Origin of the sequence: Aliisedimentitalea sp. MJ-SS2 (assembly GCF_032586155.1) — a bacterium.
Lineage (GTDB): Bacteria > Pseudomonadota > Alphaproteobacteria > Rhodobacterales > Rhodobacteraceae > JAWHTC01.
In genome coordinates this window covers 24,586-41,669 of record NZ_JAWHTC010000005.1, presented here as the reverse complement: position 1 = coordinate 41,669, position 17,084 = coordinate 24,586, and the positions used below count along the sequence as shown (strand labels likewise).

17 protein-coding genes are annotated in these 17,084 nt (G+C 61.9%); 12 read left to right on the top strand and 5 right to left on the bottom strand.

The annotated features are described in order from the left end of the window. Positions 1-86 precede the first annotated feature (86 nt). On the top strand, positions 87-1,259 hold the full coding sequence (locus RXV86_RS17830; protein WP_316301630.1) for an acetyl-CoA C-acyltransferase: 1,173 nt from the start codon (positions 87-89) through the stop codon (positions 1,257-1,259). A 199-nt stretch (positions 1,260-1,458) separates the two neighbouring features. Here the strand turns inward: RXV86_RS17830 and RXV86_RS17825 are convergent, their stop codons facing one another. Together RXV86_RS17825 and RXV86_RS17820 are read right to left on the bottom strand one after the other, a co-directional pair. After that, positions 1,459-2,502 (bottom strand): aminotransferase class I/II-fold pyridoxal phosphate-dependent enzyme, encoded by a 1,044-nt coding sequence (locus RXV86_RS17825; RefSeq protein ID WP_316301629.1) that lies wholly within the window; start codon positions 2,500-2,502, stop codon positions 1,459-1,461. Positions 2,503-2,565: 63 nt separating this feature from the next. Next, positions 2,566-3,399 (bottom strand): AraC family transcriptional regulator, encoded by an 834-nt coding sequence (locus RXV86_RS17820; RefSeq protein WP_316301628.1) that lies wholly within the window; start codon positions 3,397-3,399, stop codon positions 2,566-2,568. Between the two features lie 217 nt (positions 3,400-3,616). Here RXV86_RS17820 and RXV86_RS17815 point away from each other — a divergent pair, with 217 nt between their 5' ends. Beyond that, on the top strand, positions 3,617-4,657 hold the full coding sequence (locus tag RXV86_RS17815) for an alpha/beta hydrolase (RefSeq protein WP_316301627.1): 1,041 nt from the start codon (positions 3,617-3,619) through the stop codon (positions 4,655-4,657). A 98-nt stretch (positions 4,658-4,755) separates the two neighbouring features. On the opposite strand, the gene RXV86_RS17810 is transcribed toward RXV86_RS17815, so the two are convergent. Then, positions 4,756-5,091, bottom strand: coding sequence for a DUF1294 domain-containing protein (locus RXV86_RS17810; protein ID WP_316301626.1), 336 nt, complete (start codon positions 5,089-5,091; stop codon positions 4,756-4,758). 138 nt (positions 5,092-5,229) lie between these two features. Between RXV86_RS17810 and RXV86_RS17805 the strand changes: the two genes are divergently transcribed. The 10 genes from RXV86_RS17805 (at position 5,230) to rarD (ending at position 15,659) form a co-directional block, all read left to right on the top strand. Beyond that, on the top strand, positions 5,230-5,799 hold the full coding sequence (locus tag RXV86_RS17805) for an XRE family transcriptional regulator (RefSeq protein WP_316301625.1): 570 nt from the start codon (positions 5,230-5,232) through the stop codon (positions 5,797-5,799). An 11-nt stretch (positions 5,800-5,810) separates the two neighbouring features. Further along, positions 5,811-6,182, top strand: a complete 372-nt coding sequence (locus RXV86_RS17800) for a GFA family protein (protein ID WP_316301624.1) — start codon at positions 5,811-5,813, stop codon at positions 6,180-6,182. Between the two features lie 14 nt (positions 6,183-6,196). Further along, positions 6,197-6,580 carry a GFA family protein gene (locus RXV86_RS17795; protein WP_316301623.1) on the top strand — a complete coding sequence of 128 codons (384 nt, stop codon included), beginning with the start codon at positions 6,197-6,199 and terminating at the stop codon, positions 6,578-6,580. Between the two features lie 3 nt (positions 6,581-6,583). Continuing rightward, a complete protein-coding gene (locus RXV86_RS17790; RefSeq protein ID WP_316301622.1) occupies positions 6,584-7,207 on the top strand; it encodes a LysE family translocator in 624 nt (207 codons plus the stop codon). A gap of 7 nt (positions 7,208-7,214) precedes the next feature. Beyond that, complete coding sequence (locus tag RXV86_RS17785; RefSeq protein ID WP_316301621.1) at positions 7,215-9,671, top strand: FAD-dependent oxidoreductase; 2,457 nt, start codon at positions 7,215-7,217, stop codon at positions 9,669-9,671. Then, a complete protein-coding gene (locus RXV86_RS17780) occupies positions 9,668-10,117 on the top strand; it encodes a DUF2867 domain-containing protein (RefSeq protein ID WP_316301620.1) in 450 nt (149 codons plus the stop codon). The genes RXV86_RS17785 and RXV86_RS17780 overlap by 4 nt, the downstream gene beginning before the upstream one ends. Then, positions 10,114-11,016, top strand: a complete 903-nt coding sequence (locus RXV86_RS17775; protein ID WP_316301619.1) for a homocysteine S-methyltransferase family protein — start codon at positions 10,114-10,116, stop codon at positions 11,014-11,016. The genes RXV86_RS17780 and RXV86_RS17775 overlap by 4 nt, the downstream gene beginning before the upstream one ends. A gap of 6 nt (positions 11,017-11,022) precedes the next feature. Continuing rightward, positions 11,023-11,994, top strand: coding sequence for a helix-turn-helix domain-containing protein (locus tag RXV86_RS17770; RefSeq protein WP_316301618.1), 972 nt, complete (start codon positions 11,023-11,025; stop codon positions 11,992-11,994). Positions 11,995-12,154: 160 nt separating this feature from the next. After that, the gene (locus tag RXV86_RS17765; protein WP_316301617.1) at positions 12,155-14,602 is read left to right on the top strand and encodes an FAD-dependent oxidoreductase; all 2,448 of its coding nucleotides are present in this window, start codon (positions 12,155-12,157) and stop codon (positions 14,600-14,602) included. Positions 14,603-14,756: 154 nt separating this feature from the next. Continuing rightward, positions 14,757-15,659, top strand: coding sequence for an EamA family transporter RarD (gene rarD / locus RXV86_RS17760; RefSeq protein WP_316302294.1), 903 nt, complete (start codon positions 14,757-14,759; stop codon positions 15,657-15,659). Between the two features lie 301 nt (positions 15,660-15,960). Here the strand turns inward: rarD and RXV86_RS17755 are convergent, their stop codons facing one another. Both RXV86_RS17755 and RXV86_RS17750 read right to left on the bottom strand, forming a co-directional pair. Next, positions 15,961-16,668 (bottom strand): YafY family protein, encoded by a 708-nt coding sequence (locus tag RXV86_RS17755; RefSeq protein WP_316301616.1) that lies wholly within the window; start codon positions 16,666-16,668, stop codon positions 15,961-15,963. A gap of 3 nt (positions 16,669-16,671) precedes the next feature. Next, positions 16,672-17,043, bottom strand: a complete 372-nt coding sequence (locus tag RXV86_RS17750) for a VOC family protein (protein WP_316301615.1) — start codon at positions 17,041-17,043, stop codon at positions 16,672-16,674. Positions 17,044-17,084: the final 41 nt, after the last annotated feature.

The window sequence follows — 17,084 nt, the reverse complement described above, 5'->3', positions numbered from 1 at the left end:
GTAGAAATACGAATGTTGCCCGGGCAGGCTAGACCTCAATCCTTACCATTCGGTATGCAAGGACCCAGGAATTTGGAGGATTTGCCATGAAAGAGGTTGTCATTGCCGGGGCGTCGCGTACGCCGATGGGTGGTTTCCAGGGGGTATTCAATGGTGTGCCCGCCGCCGATCTGGGCGGGGCTGCGATAAAGGCCGCGCTTACCGACGCCCGCACCGACACGGTTGACGAGCTTCTGATGGGCTGCGTCCTGCCCGCCGGTCAGGGCCAGGCCCCGGCGCGTCAGGCCGGTTTTGCCGCCGGTCTGGGCGAAGAGGTCCCTGCCACCACGCTCAACAAGATGTGCGGCTCGGGCATGCGCACCGCGATGATGGCCTTTGACCAGATCGCCCTTGGCCACAACACCACGCTGGTCGCTGGTGGCATGGAAAGCATGTCGAACGCGCCCTACGTTCTGCCGAAAATGCGCGGCGGCGCCCGCATCGGCCACCAGGAAGTCAAGGACCACATGTTCCTTGATGGTCTCGAAGACGCTTATGACAAGGGCCGTCTGATGGGTACCTTCGCCGAAGACTGCGCCGAGGCGTTCCAGTTCACCCGCGAAGCCCAGGACCAATATGCTATCGGCTCGCTCGACAATGCGCTGGCCGCTGAACGCTCGGGCGCTTTTGACGGCGAGATCACTCCTTTCACTGTCCATGCCCGCCATGGTGAAGAGGTCATCACCACCGATGAACAACCCGCCAAGGCCCGCCCCGAGAAGATCCCGATGCTGAAACCCGCCTTCCGCAAGGACGGCACCGTAACCGCGGCCAATTCCTCGTCGATTTCCGATGGCGCCGCTGCACTGGTTCTATCCAGCCGCGACCATGCCGAGGCAAACGACCTCAACATCCGCGCCCGCATTCTTGGCCATGCCTCCCATGCCCAGGCCCCGGCGGATTTCCCCACCGCCCCGGTGCCTGCCGCGCGCAAGCTGCTCGATCAAATCGGCTGGGACATCTCCGACGTCGACCTCTGGGAAGTGAACGAGGCGTTCGCCGTGGTCCCGATGGCCTTCATGCACGAACTTGGCCTGCCCCGTGACATCGTCAACGTCAACGGCGGCGCCTGTGCGCTTGGCCACCCGATCGGCGCAAGCGGAACCCGCATCATGGTCACGCTCTTGAACGCCTTGGAAAAACGCGACCTCAAGCGAGGCGTCGCGGCTATCTGCATCGGCGGCGGCGAAGGCACGGCGATTGCCATCGAACGGATTTGATCCACGCCAAGACATGTGAGACGGCGGGGCGCCTCGTCTAGGCCTCTTGCCAGAAGTGTTGCCGATTGTGCGTGCGTGCGGAATCGATCGGCAACACCGCAACAACCGGTTTGAGCCCTTTTTGAACATTACTGCAGCTTGTTGAAATGGGTGCCGCCGCATCAATGGCAAACATTGTTTTCTGTCGGCGCCCCCAGACCTACACGGCCTTTCGATCCAAACTGCTGACCTCTGCAAGGAACGCGTCCACGTGTTCTTTCGTGGTGGCCCATGATGTGACCAGCCGTGTTACCGAGTTCTCAGCATCCCAAGGTTCCCAGACATAGAAGTCGAACCGCTTCTTGAGCCGAGCAATAAGGGCGTTCGGAAGGATCGGAAACAGTTGGTTGGTCTCGGTTTCGGCGAAAAATCCATAACCGGCTTCGGTGATCCCCTGCGATAGTTGTGCCGCCATGGAATTGGCGTGACATGCGAGATCGAAATAGAGCCGATCACGGAACAGTTCCCGGAACTGGAGACCCAAAATTCGGCCTTTCGCCAGCAGGGCGCCTCGCTGTTTGATGTGGAATGCAAAATCCTCACGCAGTTGAGGGTTCGGAATGACGATGGCTTCGCCCAGCAACGCACCCACCTTGGTACCACCGACCCAAAAGATGTCTACGAGCTCGGCAATATCCTTGAATGTCACGTCGTTCTTTGTGGCGGACAAGGCTGCCCCCAATCGCGCGCCGTCAAGCAGTAACAGCAAACCACGTTCCCGGCTCAGTTTCGAAATCGCTTTAAGTTCGGCCTTGGTGTAAAGCGTACCCACTTCGGTCGCATTCGAAATGTAGACAAGACGCGGCTTGGCCATGTGTGGGAAATGCGCGTTTGCGTCGAGAGCCGCCTCGATGCTGTCAGGAGTTAGTTTGCCTTGGACCGGTGGAACCGTAATGATCTTGTGGCCTGTCGCCTCGATGGCACCGGTTTCCCGCACGACGATGTGGCCGGATGCAGGCGCAATCACAGCCTCATGCGACTTGAGGGCGCTTGAAATGGCAAGGATATTGGCAAGAGTCCCGCTGGCGACGAACCAAATGTCCGGATTGACCTTGCCCATGTGCTGACGAAGCATGTCCCTGGCTTCCTGAGAGTAAGCATCATCGCCATAGGCTGTCTGCTGAACCATGTTGGTCTCGGACAGAGCCGCCAGAATTTTGGGATGAGCCCCTTCACTGTAATCGTCCAGAAAGCTGTGTTTCATTGTCGTCTCCTTTCCTCGCCTTCCATGACTTAAGGGCGAGCGAGGCAGGAATATAGAACGATTTTACGTCGCTTGCCGAATGTAGCGCGCTGGCGTGACACCGTAGATGGCGCGGAAATTTCGCGTCAGGTGGCTTTGGTCGGAAAATCCCGCCTGGAACACCGCATCAGCGATGCTGGAACCTTTCTGTAGCATATCTCTTGCCCTGCGCACGCGTGCCTGCATCACATACTGATACGGGGCCATGTGAAACTTCTTCTGGAAGCGGGACATGAACTGGCGTTTCGTGAAGCCTGACAAGTCGGCCAGCGTTGATATGTCGAAGGCGCCTTGGATATTGTCGTGGATGAAGGTCCGAACTTCGGCCAACTCGTTCTCGCCGGTGGCCTTTTCCTCGTCCACTGCATTAGACATGGTTTCAAAAACCTGCCCGACCGACTGCAACACCTCTTGTTCTAGCAAGAGCCGGTCTGAACCGCTTTCCAGCAACCTTCGTAGCTTGAGAAGCCGCGCGGCGGTCTCGGGCGAATGTTTGAAGGGCTGGTGAAAGGAATAGGTGCTGTCCGCGCAATCCATTGCCACGCTCACAATCTCCCGCGGGAAATAGAAAATGGTTTGGCGCCACGCATCCGTATCACCCAGACCACCATGATGGGCTTCATCAGGTGAAAAGGTTGCCACGACATTTTTTGAGGCATGCCACCATTCGCCCTTGCACCAGACATCGTGAACACCATCCTCGATGACACCAACCAAATACTCCTCATGAGAGTGCCGAGGAAACGTCTGCTCGGTATAATCTGCCCGAAGATAATCGAAACCGCCAAGAAGATCGGTGTGCTTCAGCGTCGCTTCGTTCCTCGGACGGCGACCGGCAGGTGCATGCGTGTCTGGCATGCCAATCAGCCTTATCCGCGCATTGGAATTTTTCAAATTCCGCTGGCACGCTCACTGCGGAATTCCGTGCATTCGCAGCGAAAGTACATTTGCCCGCGTATCTGACCTTTGAAATGGCAACACTTCCGACAAAAGGCCTGCCCTTCGCCCGACTGTTTTTCATTTGCCCTCGGTCTAATTCCACCTACCATCCCGACTGGGACCTGTGGGGAAGCACATGCACAAACTCAAAATCATCTGGGCGCTGATCCGGGTCTTCCTGCCCGAACCGCTGGTCCGCTTGCTCTACCTTGGTCGCCTGCCCAGCGTAGCAGGTCGCCGGATCGACCCCAAAGCCCAGGCCGCCACCGATCTGGTTGACCTCCTGCGCGATCCCGAAAACCCGCCAACCCTGGAAGAAAGCCGCGCCCAGCTTGCCGCCATGGCTGCAAAGTTCGAACGCCCCTGCCCACCTTCGGTGACGAAAACCAACATCACCCTGCCCGGCGCCACAAGCGAGCGCCCGGCCCGCATCTACACCCGGTCAGACCGTGATCCTTTCGCGGCCCAGCCCACCCTGCTTTATCTCCACGGCGGCGGCTGGGTCCAAGGCAGCATCGACAGCCACGACGGGCTCTGCGGCGCGCTGGCCAACCTTTCCGGGGTGCGTGTCATCTCTTTTGATTATCGCCTCGCGCCCGAGCACAAGTTCCCCGCCGCCCCTGACGACATCCTCACATGTTACCGTGCCCTGCTGAAAGGCGCAGGCAACCTCAACATCACGCCCACCCAACTTGCCATCGGTGGCGACAGCGCAGGCGGTAACCTCACTGGCTCGCTGATGCATGATCTGGCCACGTCGGACCTGCCCATGCCCGCCGCCCAACTGTTGATCTATCCCGGCACCGACGGGCGTCTCACCTCGCAATCCATGCAGGATCTTGCCCACCAACCGCTCCTCCCCGCCAGCCGGATCGATTGGTATCTTTCGCTCTACTTGCCAAAAGGTCATGACCGCACCGACCCCCGCTTCTCAACGCTCCTTTCCCCACACCACGCCGGCCAACCCCCGGCCCTGATCATCGCCGGTGGGCACGATCCGCTGTGGGATGATGCCCTCTCCTATGCCAGATCCCTCGAAGAGGCTGGCGTTCAAGTTACCCTGCATACATATCCCGGCCAGATCCACGCCTTCGTCTCCCTGACTCGGGTCATCCCCCAGGGCCGCGTTGCGCTGGACCAAGCCGCCCAATGGCTGAAAACCACCCTGGCCAGATAGAGAAACACGCCCTCTCCTTCATCTGACCGGAAATATCCCGGGGTGTGGCGGCTGGCCCCCACACTTTTCCCTTCAACACACGCAACCAGTCCGGATGACTACCCGATCACCCGCGGCAGCATCTCCCCCAAGCTCTCCAACACCTGCGGAACCGCCGCCCCCTGCCACAGGCAAAGCCCGACCACCACCAGCTGAAGCAGGGCAATACCCTGCTGAATCCTTCTGAACGGCTGCTTGCGTGTCTTGTGACGAAACCGTTGGCTGGCCCAGAACGCTGCCGGTGTTCCTCCAAGCAACGTCCAGACATGAAGCGTCATTTCCTGAACCCGCCACCCCTGTTTCTGTGCCCGGCGCTTGTCATGCCAAAACAACGCAACCGTGATGACATTCACCGCCACAAACAGGCCCACCAACCAGAAAACGGCATTTAGCATCCATACCTCCACAAGCAATGCCGCACTCCAACCCAAACCCGACACGGAGACAAGATCTTCCGGCCATGAAAAAACGCTTTGAATTTTCACGCGAATCAGGCACCGTGAAATTCAAACGCATTTTTTCACGGACAGCCCATGCGCCACGACCCTCCAATTGCCGCCACCCTCGGGGCCGATATCCGCGCCCTGCGCAAATCGCGCACGCTCACGCTCGCGGACATGGCCGAGACGTTGAACCGCTCGGTCGGCTGGCTTTCCCAGGTCGAACGCGACATGTCCGAGCCGTCAATTTCCGACCTGCGCCAGATTGCAGCCGCCCTTGATGTACCAATGTCCATGCTCTTCGGACATTCCGCCGCTCCTGCGATCGAACAGGGTTACGTGGTACGCGCCGGTGCCCGCCGCCCCATGGGCTCGGGCGAAGAGGGCCTGTTCGAGGAACTACTTTCCCCCGACCTGACCGACGATTTCGAAATGGTCCATTCCACCTTCCAGCCCAATTCTCGTATGCAAACCCCGGCCCAACGCCCAACCCAGGAAGTGGGCTATATTATTTCGGGGCAACTCGACCTGACCATTGGCGAGCGTAAATTCACCGTCGGCCCCGGCGACAGCTTCCGCTTCCGCGGCGAGCCTTACCAATGGGCCAACCCCTACGATGAACCCACCGTTGCGATCTGGGTCATTGCCCCGCCGGTCTATTGAAGGGGAACGTCATGCACTCCGGATCCTGCCTTTGCGGCGCAGTCAGCTACCAAACTGATGCCACCCCCCAGGGGGCATCCTTCTGCCATTGCGGCCAATGCCGCGCACAATCCGGTGGCGTATGGTCCTCGGCCCATGTGCCCGTCGACATGCTCACCATCACCGGCCCGGTCAAATGGTTCGCTGCCTCCGACATCGCAAAGCGCGGCTTCTGCCCGGACTGCGGCTCGTTCCTGTTCTGGAAAGCCCATGACGAGGACATGATCAGCTTCTCGCTCGGCTCGCTACCGAACCCCACCGGTATCGCCCTCGAAAAACACATCTTCACGGCCGACAAGGGCGATTACTACACCATCGCCGATGGCCTGCCACAGAAACCATGAGTGAAAGGACGCCAATGCTTACAGGACATTGTGAATGCGGATCGGTCGCCTTTACCGTGGCCCGGGTGCAATCCCACCCCTCGGCCTGCCATTGCAGCCAGTGCCGCCGCCTTTCTGGCCATATCTGGTCCGGCACCAGCGTGGCCCATGACGACCTGACCTTCACCAGCGACAGCAACCTGAAATGGTACCGCTCCTCCGATCATGCCCAGCGCGGCTTCTGCGGCACCTGCGGATCGTCTCTCTTCTACAAGCCCGATGGGGCCGACCATGTCTCGGTCGCCACCGGCAGTTTCGACACCCCCACCGGCCTCAAACTCCGCCGCCACATCTTCGTGGCCGACAAGGGCGATTATTACGACATCGCTGACGACGCCCCCCAGTTCGAGAACTATTGAACCATGCTGGAAACACTTCTTTCCATGGACCCCGCCACCATCGTCGCCTTCATGGGCGCGGGTATCCTGCTCAACCTGACCCCCGGCGCCGATGTGCTCTTCACCTCCGCTTCCGGCCTCGCCGGCGGCCCACGTGCGGGCATCGCGGCCGCGGCTGGCATCTCTCTGGGCTCGCTGGCCCATACCGTCCTTGCCGCGCTCGGCCTCTCGGCGCTGATCGCGGCAAATCCGCTCGCCTATGACGCCATCCGCTGGCTGGGCGCGGGGTATCTTGCCTTCCTCGCCATCCGCACGTGGCGCGCGCCGCCGGTCACGGCGGGCAAGCGCCCCGCCACCACGCTTTCAACCGCCCTGAAACGCGGCTTACTCACCAATATCCTCAATCCCAAGGTGGCGCTCTTCATCCTCGCTTTCCTGCCGCAATTCACCACCCCCACAGTCGGTCCGATCTGGCACCAGATCCTGATCCTCGGCATCCTTTTCGCGTCGGTCGGCATGGTCGTCACCTCCGCCTATGGCATCGCCGCCGGAACGCTCAGCCGCGCGCTGACCCGCGTGTCCGGCACCCTCAACAAAATCACCGCAGTTATCTTCGGCGGCCTCGCCGCCCGTCTCATCTGGGAGTAAACCAACCATGTCCGATTTCCCCACCAAGGCCCGCGTCGTCATCATCGGCGGCGGCGTTGTCGGCGCCTCGTCGCTCTATCACCTGGCCAAAAAAGGCTGGACCGACTGTGTCCTGCTCGAAAAGAACGAACTGACCGCAGGATCGACCTGGCACGCCGCCGGTAACGTACCCACGTTCAGCATGTCCTGGGGCATCATGAACATGCAGCGCTACTCGACCGAGCTTTACTCGGGTCTCGCCGACGAAGTCGATTACCCGATGAACTACCACGTCACCGGCTCGATCCGCCTCGCCCACACCAAGGAAAGGATGCAAGAGTTCGAACGCGCCATGACCATGGCCAAATACCAGGGTATCCCGATGGAAATGTGGACCCCGGAAGAGGCCAAGGAGCATTACCCCTTCCTCGAGGTCCACGACCTGATGGGCGTGCTATACGATCCCACCGATGGCGACATCGACCCGGCCCAACTGACGCAAGCCTTGGCAAAAGGCGCCCGCGACATGGGCCAGAAAATCCTGCGCTTCACCCCGGCCACCGGCGTCACCCAGCATGACGATGGCACCTGGAGCGTCCACACCGACAAGGGCGACATCGCCTGTGACTACGTCGTCAACGCCGCAGGCTACTATGCCCAGCGCATCGGCGAATGGTTCAAACCCTTCGGAGGGCGCACCGTGCCGTCAATGGTCATGGAGCACCAGTATCTCCTGACCGAACAAATCCCCGAGGTCGAAGCCTGGACCAAGGAAAATGGCCGCAAACTGCCGCTGATCCGTGACGTCGACGTCTCCTATTACCTGCGCCAGGAAAAAGCAGGCTACAACCTCGGCCCATACGAACCCAACTGCCAGGCCCATTGGCACGACGACACCGACACCATGCCCGAGGATTTCAGTTTCCAACTCTGGCAGGAAAACCTCGACCGGATCGAGGACATCGTCGTCGACGCCATGGACCGCGTGCCGCTGATGCAAACCTCGGGCGTCTCTTCGGTCATCAACGGCCCGATCCCCTATGCCCCCGATGGTAACCCGCTGATTGGCCCGATGCCCGGCGTTACCAACGCCTTCGAGGCCCACACCTTCACCTTCGGCATTGCCCAGGGCGGCGGCGCAGGCAAGGTGCTGGCCGAATGGATTGTTGATGGCCACACCGAATGGGACATGTGGTCGGTCGATCCGCGCCGCTACACCGATTACACCGATCACGACTATTGCGTCGCCAAGGGCATGGAAATCTACGGCCACGAATACGGCATGCATTTCCCATGGAAACGCTGGCCCGCTGGCGCCGACAAGAAGCTCTCGCCGCTGCATGACAAGGTGAAAGAACTCGGCGGCCAGATGGGCGCCTACAACGGCTGGGAACGCGCCAACTGGTTCGCTGGGCCCGGCGATGACACCTCGCTTGAGTCCACGGAAACCTGGGGCCGCGCCGGTCCGTGGGAACAACGCATCAAGGAAGAATGCGAGGCCGTCCGCGACGGCGTCGGCGTGCTCGACCTGCCCGGTTTCTCGCGCTTCACCCTGCGTGGCGAAGGCTCTGCAGAATGGCTCCGCACCCGCATCGCCGGAGCCCTGCCTAAGACCGGCCGCATGAACCTCGCCTATTTCCCGGACGAGCGTGGCCGCATCCTGACCGAGATGTCGATCATCCGCCATGACGAGGAGCTTTTCACCCTCATCACCGCCGCAGGCGCACAATGGCACGACTGGGAACTCCTAAGGCACAACCTGCCTAAGGACACCGGTCTCGAACTCACCGACGATACCCTCGGCACCGGCACCCTGATCATCTCGGGGCCGAAATCCCGCGAGTTGCTGGCAAGCCTCTCAGACGATGCCGACCTGTCGCTTGGCTGGCTCACCCGTCAGACCGCCACCGTTGCTGGTAAACCGGTGCTTCTGCTCCGAGTCTCCTTCGCCGGTGAACTGGGTTGGGAGGTCCACGCCGACAACGAAGACCTGCCCGCCATCTATGACGCGGTCCTCGCAGGTGGGGCCAAACCCTTCGGCATGTGGGCGCTGAACGCGTTGCGCCTCGAAAAAGGTTACCGCGCGTGGAAAGGCGACCTCTCGACCGACTACTCGCTGTTCGAAGGTGGCCTCGACCGCTTCGTGCGTCTCGACAAACCGCAGGACTTTCCCGGCAAGGCCGCCCTGCAAAACGAGAAGCAACAGGGCGTCAAGAAACGCTTCGTTACCCTCACCGTCGATGCAGGCGACTGCGACGCGCCCTACATGGCCACGCTCTGGAACGGTGACGAGGTTGTCGGCGAAACCACCTCGGGCGGCTGGGGCTACCGGATCAACAAATCCATCGCCCTTGGCATGCTGCGCGCCGACCTGACCGAGCCCGGCACCGAGATCGAGGTCGAAATCTACGGCGAACGCCGCAAGGCCGTGGTCCAGCCGGACGAGCCGCTGTGGGATCCGCAGAACGAAAGGATCCGCGCTTGAGGCTCGACCTCCCAGATCGGGCACCGGATTGGCAGGATTGCCATTCCGGCCCAGTCTCGCCGCCGCGCCACCCGGCGCGCGCGGTATTCCGGCGCGCGCTGGCACAGGCCCCGCGCTGGATGGGCCCGGCCATGGCCCTTCGCAACATGGCTTTGCGCCCCTTCGGTCTGCACACCAAAACCCCGGACCCCCTGACATCCCCGGGCGGATTCCTCGATGCCATGCCGGTCGTCGACGACAGCGACACCCGCTTTGAAACCGGCCTCAGCGACCGCCACCTCACCTTCACCCTGACCGCACAAAGCGACGGGCAGGACATCCACCTCACCACCCGCATCTGGTTCAATCACTGGCTTGGCCGCGTCTACCTGTTGGTTGTTTGGCCCGCCCATGTCATCCTGATCCGCACCATGCTGCGCCGCATTTCTCCAAAGGTGACCCCATGACCGACATCACCCTCCTTGACGGCTCCATCGGCCAGGAAATCCTCAACCGGTCCGGTGATCGCCCCACACCGCTCTGGTCCACCCGGGTGATGATCGACCACCCAGGGATCGTGACCGAGGTCCACAAGGATTATTTCAACGCTGGCGCCACCATCGCCACCACCAATTCCTATGCCATCCACCGCGACCGGATGAACCTCGACGGCGCTGGCCTTGACGACCAGTTCGAAAACCTCGTCGACCTCGCGATCAGCGAATCCGAAGCTGCCCGCGCCGCCCACAGCTCTGGCCGCATCGCCGCCTCCATCGGCCCGCTGGGTGCCTCCTACCGCGCCGATGCCTGCCCCCCCGCAGATCAGGCCGCACCGCTGATCGCCGAACTCGTGTCGCTGATGGATGCCCGCGTAGATCTTTTCCTGATCGAAACCACCTGCTCCGTCGACCAGGCCCGTGGCGCGCTGATGGGCTGTGCCAATGCCACCAAACCCGTCTGGCTTTCGCTGACAGTGTCGGATGACGACGGCACCCGCCTGCGCTCGGGCGAGCCGCTCGCCGACATCCCCCCCCTTATCGAGCAATTCAAACCGCAGGCCATCCTGCTCAACTGCTCGCGCCCCGAAGCCATCAGCCAGGGCCTGCCTCTGCTGAAACCCATGGGCTTGCCCTTCGGCGCCTATGCCAACGGCTTCACCCATATCACCGACGGTTTCCTCAAGGCCGCCCCCACCGTCGACGCGTTGGAAAAACGCCGCGATCTCGATCCTTCCGGCTATGCCGATTTCGCCATGTCCTGGGTCGATCAGGGCGCCACCATCGTTGGCGGCTGTTGCGAGGTCGGCCCCGACCATATCATCGAACTGGCCAACCGCCTGCGCGCCGCCGGGCACATCATCGTCTAGGGTTCCATGACACATTCGGACACCACCGCGGAAAAAACCCATTTCGACATCATCGTCGAAGACGGGTTCGTGCTGTCCGAACTGTCCTCCTGCGTCGATGTCATCCGCGTCGCCAACCGGATCAGCCTCACACCTCCCTTCTCGTGGAGCTATCACAGCCGCTCCGGTGGCCCCGTCACATCCACCGCCGAGGCCTATGTCGCATCCGATCCGTTGCCGGAAAAACCATCCGCAACCTATGCCGTTTTCATCGGTAATATTGACACCGACCAACCCAATCTCGCACGACCCGCGTCGATCCGCGCCTACACCGCACGCGGTACCCGCGTGATCCTGTTGGCCGAAGCCGCCAGCCGCTACATCCGCGACACCGATCAGGACGGCCATTCGACCCACTGGGAAAACATCGCCACCCTGCGCGAACGCCCAGGCACGTTCGAGGCCGGCCATGCGCTGGCAACCGAGGCTGGCCCGATCATCACCTGCGCCGGGATGCTATCGACCGTCGACCTGACGCTTGCCCTGGCAGGGCAACATGTCTCGCCCGCCACCCTGATGACCGTGGCCGACATCATGCTGCACGAACGCATCCGCGACTTCGGCACGATGCAACCCTTCTCGGGGTCATCTTCCAGGTCCGCCGCCACGGCCACCGGTGACCCGGTGCTCGATGATTGTATCGAGATCATGCAAGCCAATATCGAGGACCCGATCCCGATCCACGAACTTGTCCGCGTACTCAAGGTCTCGTCCCGCTCGCTCGAACGCAAGTTCCGCGACCGGCTCGGCCCTTCGCCCGCCGCCTATTACAAGGAGTTGCGCCTGCGCCGCGCCAACAACCTGCTGCTGAACACCTCGCTCAGCGTCGGCGACATCGGCATCGCCTGCGGCTTCCCCAACGGCTTCTCGTCGCTCTACAAGGGTTTCTTTGGCATCACCCCGCAGGCCCTGCGCAAACAGAAGGCCAGCCGCCCATGACGCATCCCCTGACGCATTTCGACCATCCAGACATGCGTCCGCGCTCTAATCTGACCAACAAACCCACCCCTTCCTTTTGCCAGAAATATCCCGGGGGTGTGGGGGCTGGCCCCCACTCCCGCCCTCGCAACACCGCGACCCGTTACAGGAGACCGTGATCATGCCCAACCTCCCCACACATGCCCGTGTCGTCATCATCGGTGGCGGCGTCGTCGGCTGTTCCGTCGCCTACCACCTGACCAAGCTCGGCTGGAAAGACGTTGTGCTGCTGGAACGCAAACAACTCACCTCCGGCACCACCTGGCACGCCGCCGGTCTGATTGCGCAGCTGCGCGCCACCGCCAACATGACCAAGCTGGCGAAATACTCCCAGGAACTCTACGGCAGCCTGGAGTCGGAAACCGGCGTCGCCACCGGCTTCAAGCGCGTCGGCTCGATCACCGTTGCCCTGACCGAGGAACGCAAGGAAGAGATCTACCGTTCCGCCGGTATGGCCCGCGCCTTCGGCGTCGAGATCGAAGAGATTTCCCCCGACGAGGTCAAGAAACGCTACGAGCACCTCAACATCGACGGCGTCACCGGCGGCGTCTACCTGCCGCTCGACGGTCAGGGCGACCCGGCCAACATCGCCCTCGCGCTCGCCAAGGGCGCCCGCCAGCGCGGCGCCGTGGTCCAGGAACGCGTCGCCGTCACCGACATCGCCAAAGAAGGCCGCCGCGTTACCGGCGTCTCATGGCAAGGCGAAGACGGCAGCGACGGCCACATCGCCTGTGACATGATCGTCAACTGTGCCGGGATGTGGGGTCACGAGGTCGGCCGGATGTCCGGCACCAACGTGCCTCTACATGCCTGCGAGCACTTCTACATCGTTTCGGAACCGATCCAGGGTCTGACCCAGATGCCGGTCCTGCGCGTCCCGGATGAATGTGCCTACTACAAGGAAGACGCAGGCAAGATGATGCTCGGTGCCTTCGAGCCGGTCTCGAAACCCTGGGGCATGAACGGCATCCCCAAGGATTTCGAGTTCGACCAGCTCCCCGAGGATTTCGACCATTTCGAACCGATCCTCGAATGGGCCGTGAGCCGCATGCCGATGCTCGGCACCGCCGGGATCCACACCTTCTTCAACGGCCCCGAGAGCTTCACCCCCGACGATGCCTACCACCTTGGCCTTGCGCCGAGCATGGACAATGTCTGGGTCGCCGCAGGCTTCAACTCGGTTGGCATCCAATCCGCAGGCGGTGCTGGCATGGCGCTCAGCCAATGGATGGACAGCGGTGAAAAACCCTTCGATCTCGGCGATGTCGACATCGCGCGCATGCAACCCTTCCAGGGCAACAAGACCTACCTGTTCGAGCGATCCAAGGAAACGCTCGGCTTGCTCTATGCCGATCACTACCCCTACCGTCAAAAGACCACCGCCCGCGGCATCCGCCGCACCCCGTTCCATCATCACCTGCTGGATCAGGGCGCCGTCATGGGTGAAATCGCCGGGTGGGAGCGCGCCAACTGGTTCGCCGACGAAGGTCAGACCCGCGAATACCAATACACATGGAAACGCCAGAACTGGTTCGAAAACGCGGCCCGCGAACACCGCGCCATCCGTGAAAATGTCGGCATGTACGACATGTCCTCCTTCGGCAAGCTCCGCGTCGAAGGCCCAGATGCGGAATCCTTCCTTAACAAGGTCTGCGGCGCCAACATGTCCGTCCCCGCGGGCAAGATCGTGTATACCCAGTTCCTGAACACGAACGGCGGGATCGAGGCCGACGTCACCGTCACCCGCCTCTCCGAAACCGCCTACCTCGTCGTCACCCCCGCCGCTACGCGACTCGCCGATGAAACCTGGATGCGCCGCCACCTCGGCGATGCCCGCGCCGTCATCACCGATGTAACGCCGGGCGAAGGCGTCCTCGCCGTCATGGGCCCAAACGCCCGCAAACTGATGCAGGCCGTCTCCCCCAATGACTTCTCCAACGACGCCAACCCCTTCGGCACCGCGCAGGAGATAGAACTGGGCATGGGCCTCGCACGCGCCCACCGCGTCTCTTACGTGGGTGAGCTTGGATGGGAACTCTACATGTCCGCCGACATGGCCGGTCACGCCTTCGAAACACTCCACGAAGCAGGTCAGGACCTCGGCCTCAAACTCTGCGGCATGCACATGATGGACAGCTGCCGCATCGAAAAGGCCTTCCGCCATTTCGGCCATGACATCACCCCCGAAGACAACGTCATCGACGCCGGTCTCGGCTTTGCCGTCGACATGTCCAAGGATGACTTCATCGGCAAGGTTGCGGTCGCCGCCCGCAAGGAAAGCGGCCCCCACATGCGCATGGTCCAGTTCCTGCTCAAAGATCCCGAACCGCTGCTCTACCACAACGAGCCGATCGTGCGGGACGGCAACATCGTCGGCTATCTCAGCTCCGGGAACTACGGCCACACCCTCGGCGGCGCCGTCGGCATGGGCTATGTCCCCTGCGACGGCGAAAAACCCGCCGACGTGCTGGCCTCGACCTACGAGATCGACGTCATGGGCACCCGTGTTCCCGCGACCGCCTCGCTGCGCCCGATGTATGACCCGAAATCGGAACGCACCAAGGCATAACCAATGCCACACCGAGGCCCGGTCTGTTTTCACGCCGGTTCTCGGTCCGAAAACCTGCCACACTCCGCGCTCTTTCTTGGCAAAATACTCATGGCGCCGCCTCGTCCATTGGCGTAACGCTCGCAGGGCAGCCACCGCCAGAAAGACCACCCAAGTGACCGAGAACCGCGACACACCCCAAGGCCTTGCTTTCGCACTCGCGGCCTACGGCCTCTGGGGCTTCCTGCCGCTCTACATGAAGCTGCTCAGCCACATTCCTGCCGCCGAGGTCGTCACCCACCGCATCCTCTGGTCCCTGCCCATCGCCGGAGCTCTGCTGATCCTCATGCGCCGTACCGGCGACATCCGCACTGCACTTCGAACCCCCAAGACCCTCGCCATGGGCGTGCTCACCGCTGCTCTCGTCTCACTCAACTGGGGCATCTACGTCTGGGCCATCGTTTCGGACCGGGCGCTCGACGCTGCGCTTGGCTATTACATCAACCCGCTCTTCTCGATCTTTCTCGGCGCGGCCCTGTTGCGCGAACGCCTCGCCCCTCTGCAATGGGCCGCCATCACGCTCGCCGCTGCTGCCGTCGTGATCCTGACCCTCGACAACGGTGCCGTCCCTTGGGCCGCGCTCTCCCTGACCCTCACGTGGGGGTTTTACGCCTTCTTCAAGAAGTCCCTCCCGATCGGCCCGAACCAGGGCTTCCTGCTCGAAGTCCTCATCCTCACACCTCCGGCCCTGGCCTATCTCGCCTGGCTGACCGCCACCGGCCAATCCCACTTCTCAACCACGCCCGACGTCGCCCTTCTGCTCGGTTGCGGCGTCGTCACTGCCGTGCCGCTCTTGCTCTATGCCAACGGCGCCAAGCTTCTGCGGCTCTCGACCATCGGCATCCTGCAATACATCGCCCCTACCATGATCATGCTAATCGGTGTCTTTATCTTCGACGAGCCCTTCGGCCGCGCCCGCATGATCGCGTTTCCAATGATCTGGGCCGCCTTGGTGCTCTACTCCATCGCCATGCTGCGCCAGCTGCGCCGCAAAGCCAAAGCCAAAGCCAAAGCCTGAACCAGCCTTTTCATCTTTCTGCAAATACTCAAAACCCGGCCCGCCGCGGGCACGGCATCGCAGTTCCGGCCCTATTCCCCAGCCGCCTTCAAGCATTTCCGCACAAACTTCGCTGCCGAGCGACAATGGCTCGCCCCGATGGTAGCGAATAGCGTCGCGCGCTGCCTTAACCAATCTCTTGTCAAATCCTTGGCCCACCGGTCGCGGGACGGAGAGCCGACAGATAGCAGACAGATACCAGCCCCCTAATTTTCACCGAATCTTCGCCGTTAACCTGCCGGAACGGTCCAGCTACGAAGGCTCAACTCAAACACTCTCCGCGCTTTGTCCCCTCGCCTCGCATCTTGCCATAGAACGCCGTCAGCGACTTGTCCCGCTCGCCCCGGAACCCGCCCGCCGCCTCAAGCGCCTCAATCCGGTCAATCCGGAACATCCTGAAATCATTTCGCAATTCGCACCACGCCACCAGGGTCCAGACCTTGCCCCAGAAAAACAGCCCCAAGGGTCGAATCGTCCGCACGGTCGCAGCCCTGGCCTCATCACAATAGGCCATCCGCGCTTTCTCGCGGGCCGTGATCATCGCATCCACGCGGTCCAGCGTGGCCCGCAATTCTTCCGTCATTTCAGGAGCTTGCAACGCGTGCACCCGCACCTCTCCGGCTCGGTTGCGGGCCTCGTCGGGCAGCACCGCCTCGATCTTGACCAAGGCTTCCTGCGCCGCCTCTGCCATCGCCGCCCCACCCCAGGCCTGGATCAGCCGCGCCCCGGCCACCAGCGCGGCCACTTCATCATTTGTAAACATCAGAGGCGGAAGATCATATCCAGCCCGCATCACGTATCCGACGCCCGCCTCACCCTCCACCGGCACGCCCGAACCGATCAGATCGGCAATGTCGCGATAGATCGTCCTCTGGCCGACCTCCAGCCGCTCGGCCAAGGTCTGCGCCGTAATCAGCCGACCGCCCCGCAGATACTGAACGATCTGGAACAGACGGTCGGCACGTCTCATGGATTAGCCCGCCGCCTGGAACAGGCCGATCGAATTGCCATCTGGATCGGCCGCATAGCTCCAGCGCCCGAACGGCATTTCAACCAGCGGCCCCGGCACCGCACCGCCACCGGCCTCGACCCGCTTGGCGGCCTCTTCCACGGTATCGCCGGACGCCAACGCCAAATGCACCGTTGGCCCGGTCCCGGCAACCGCAGGTTTGCCCGGGTAGAGGTTCCCCGCCGGGCCATTCATCTCACCATTCAGGATCGCCATCGGGTTCGGCCCCGAGGTGTCGATCTCCATCTTGTAGCCAAAGACGTCGCCGTAGAATTTGCAGGCTTTCTCCATATCCGTCACCGGAATTTCACACCACACAAGAACAGGTCGGGTCATGTCGTTTCTCCTTCTTTCATAACCTGACCCTGTTTCGCACA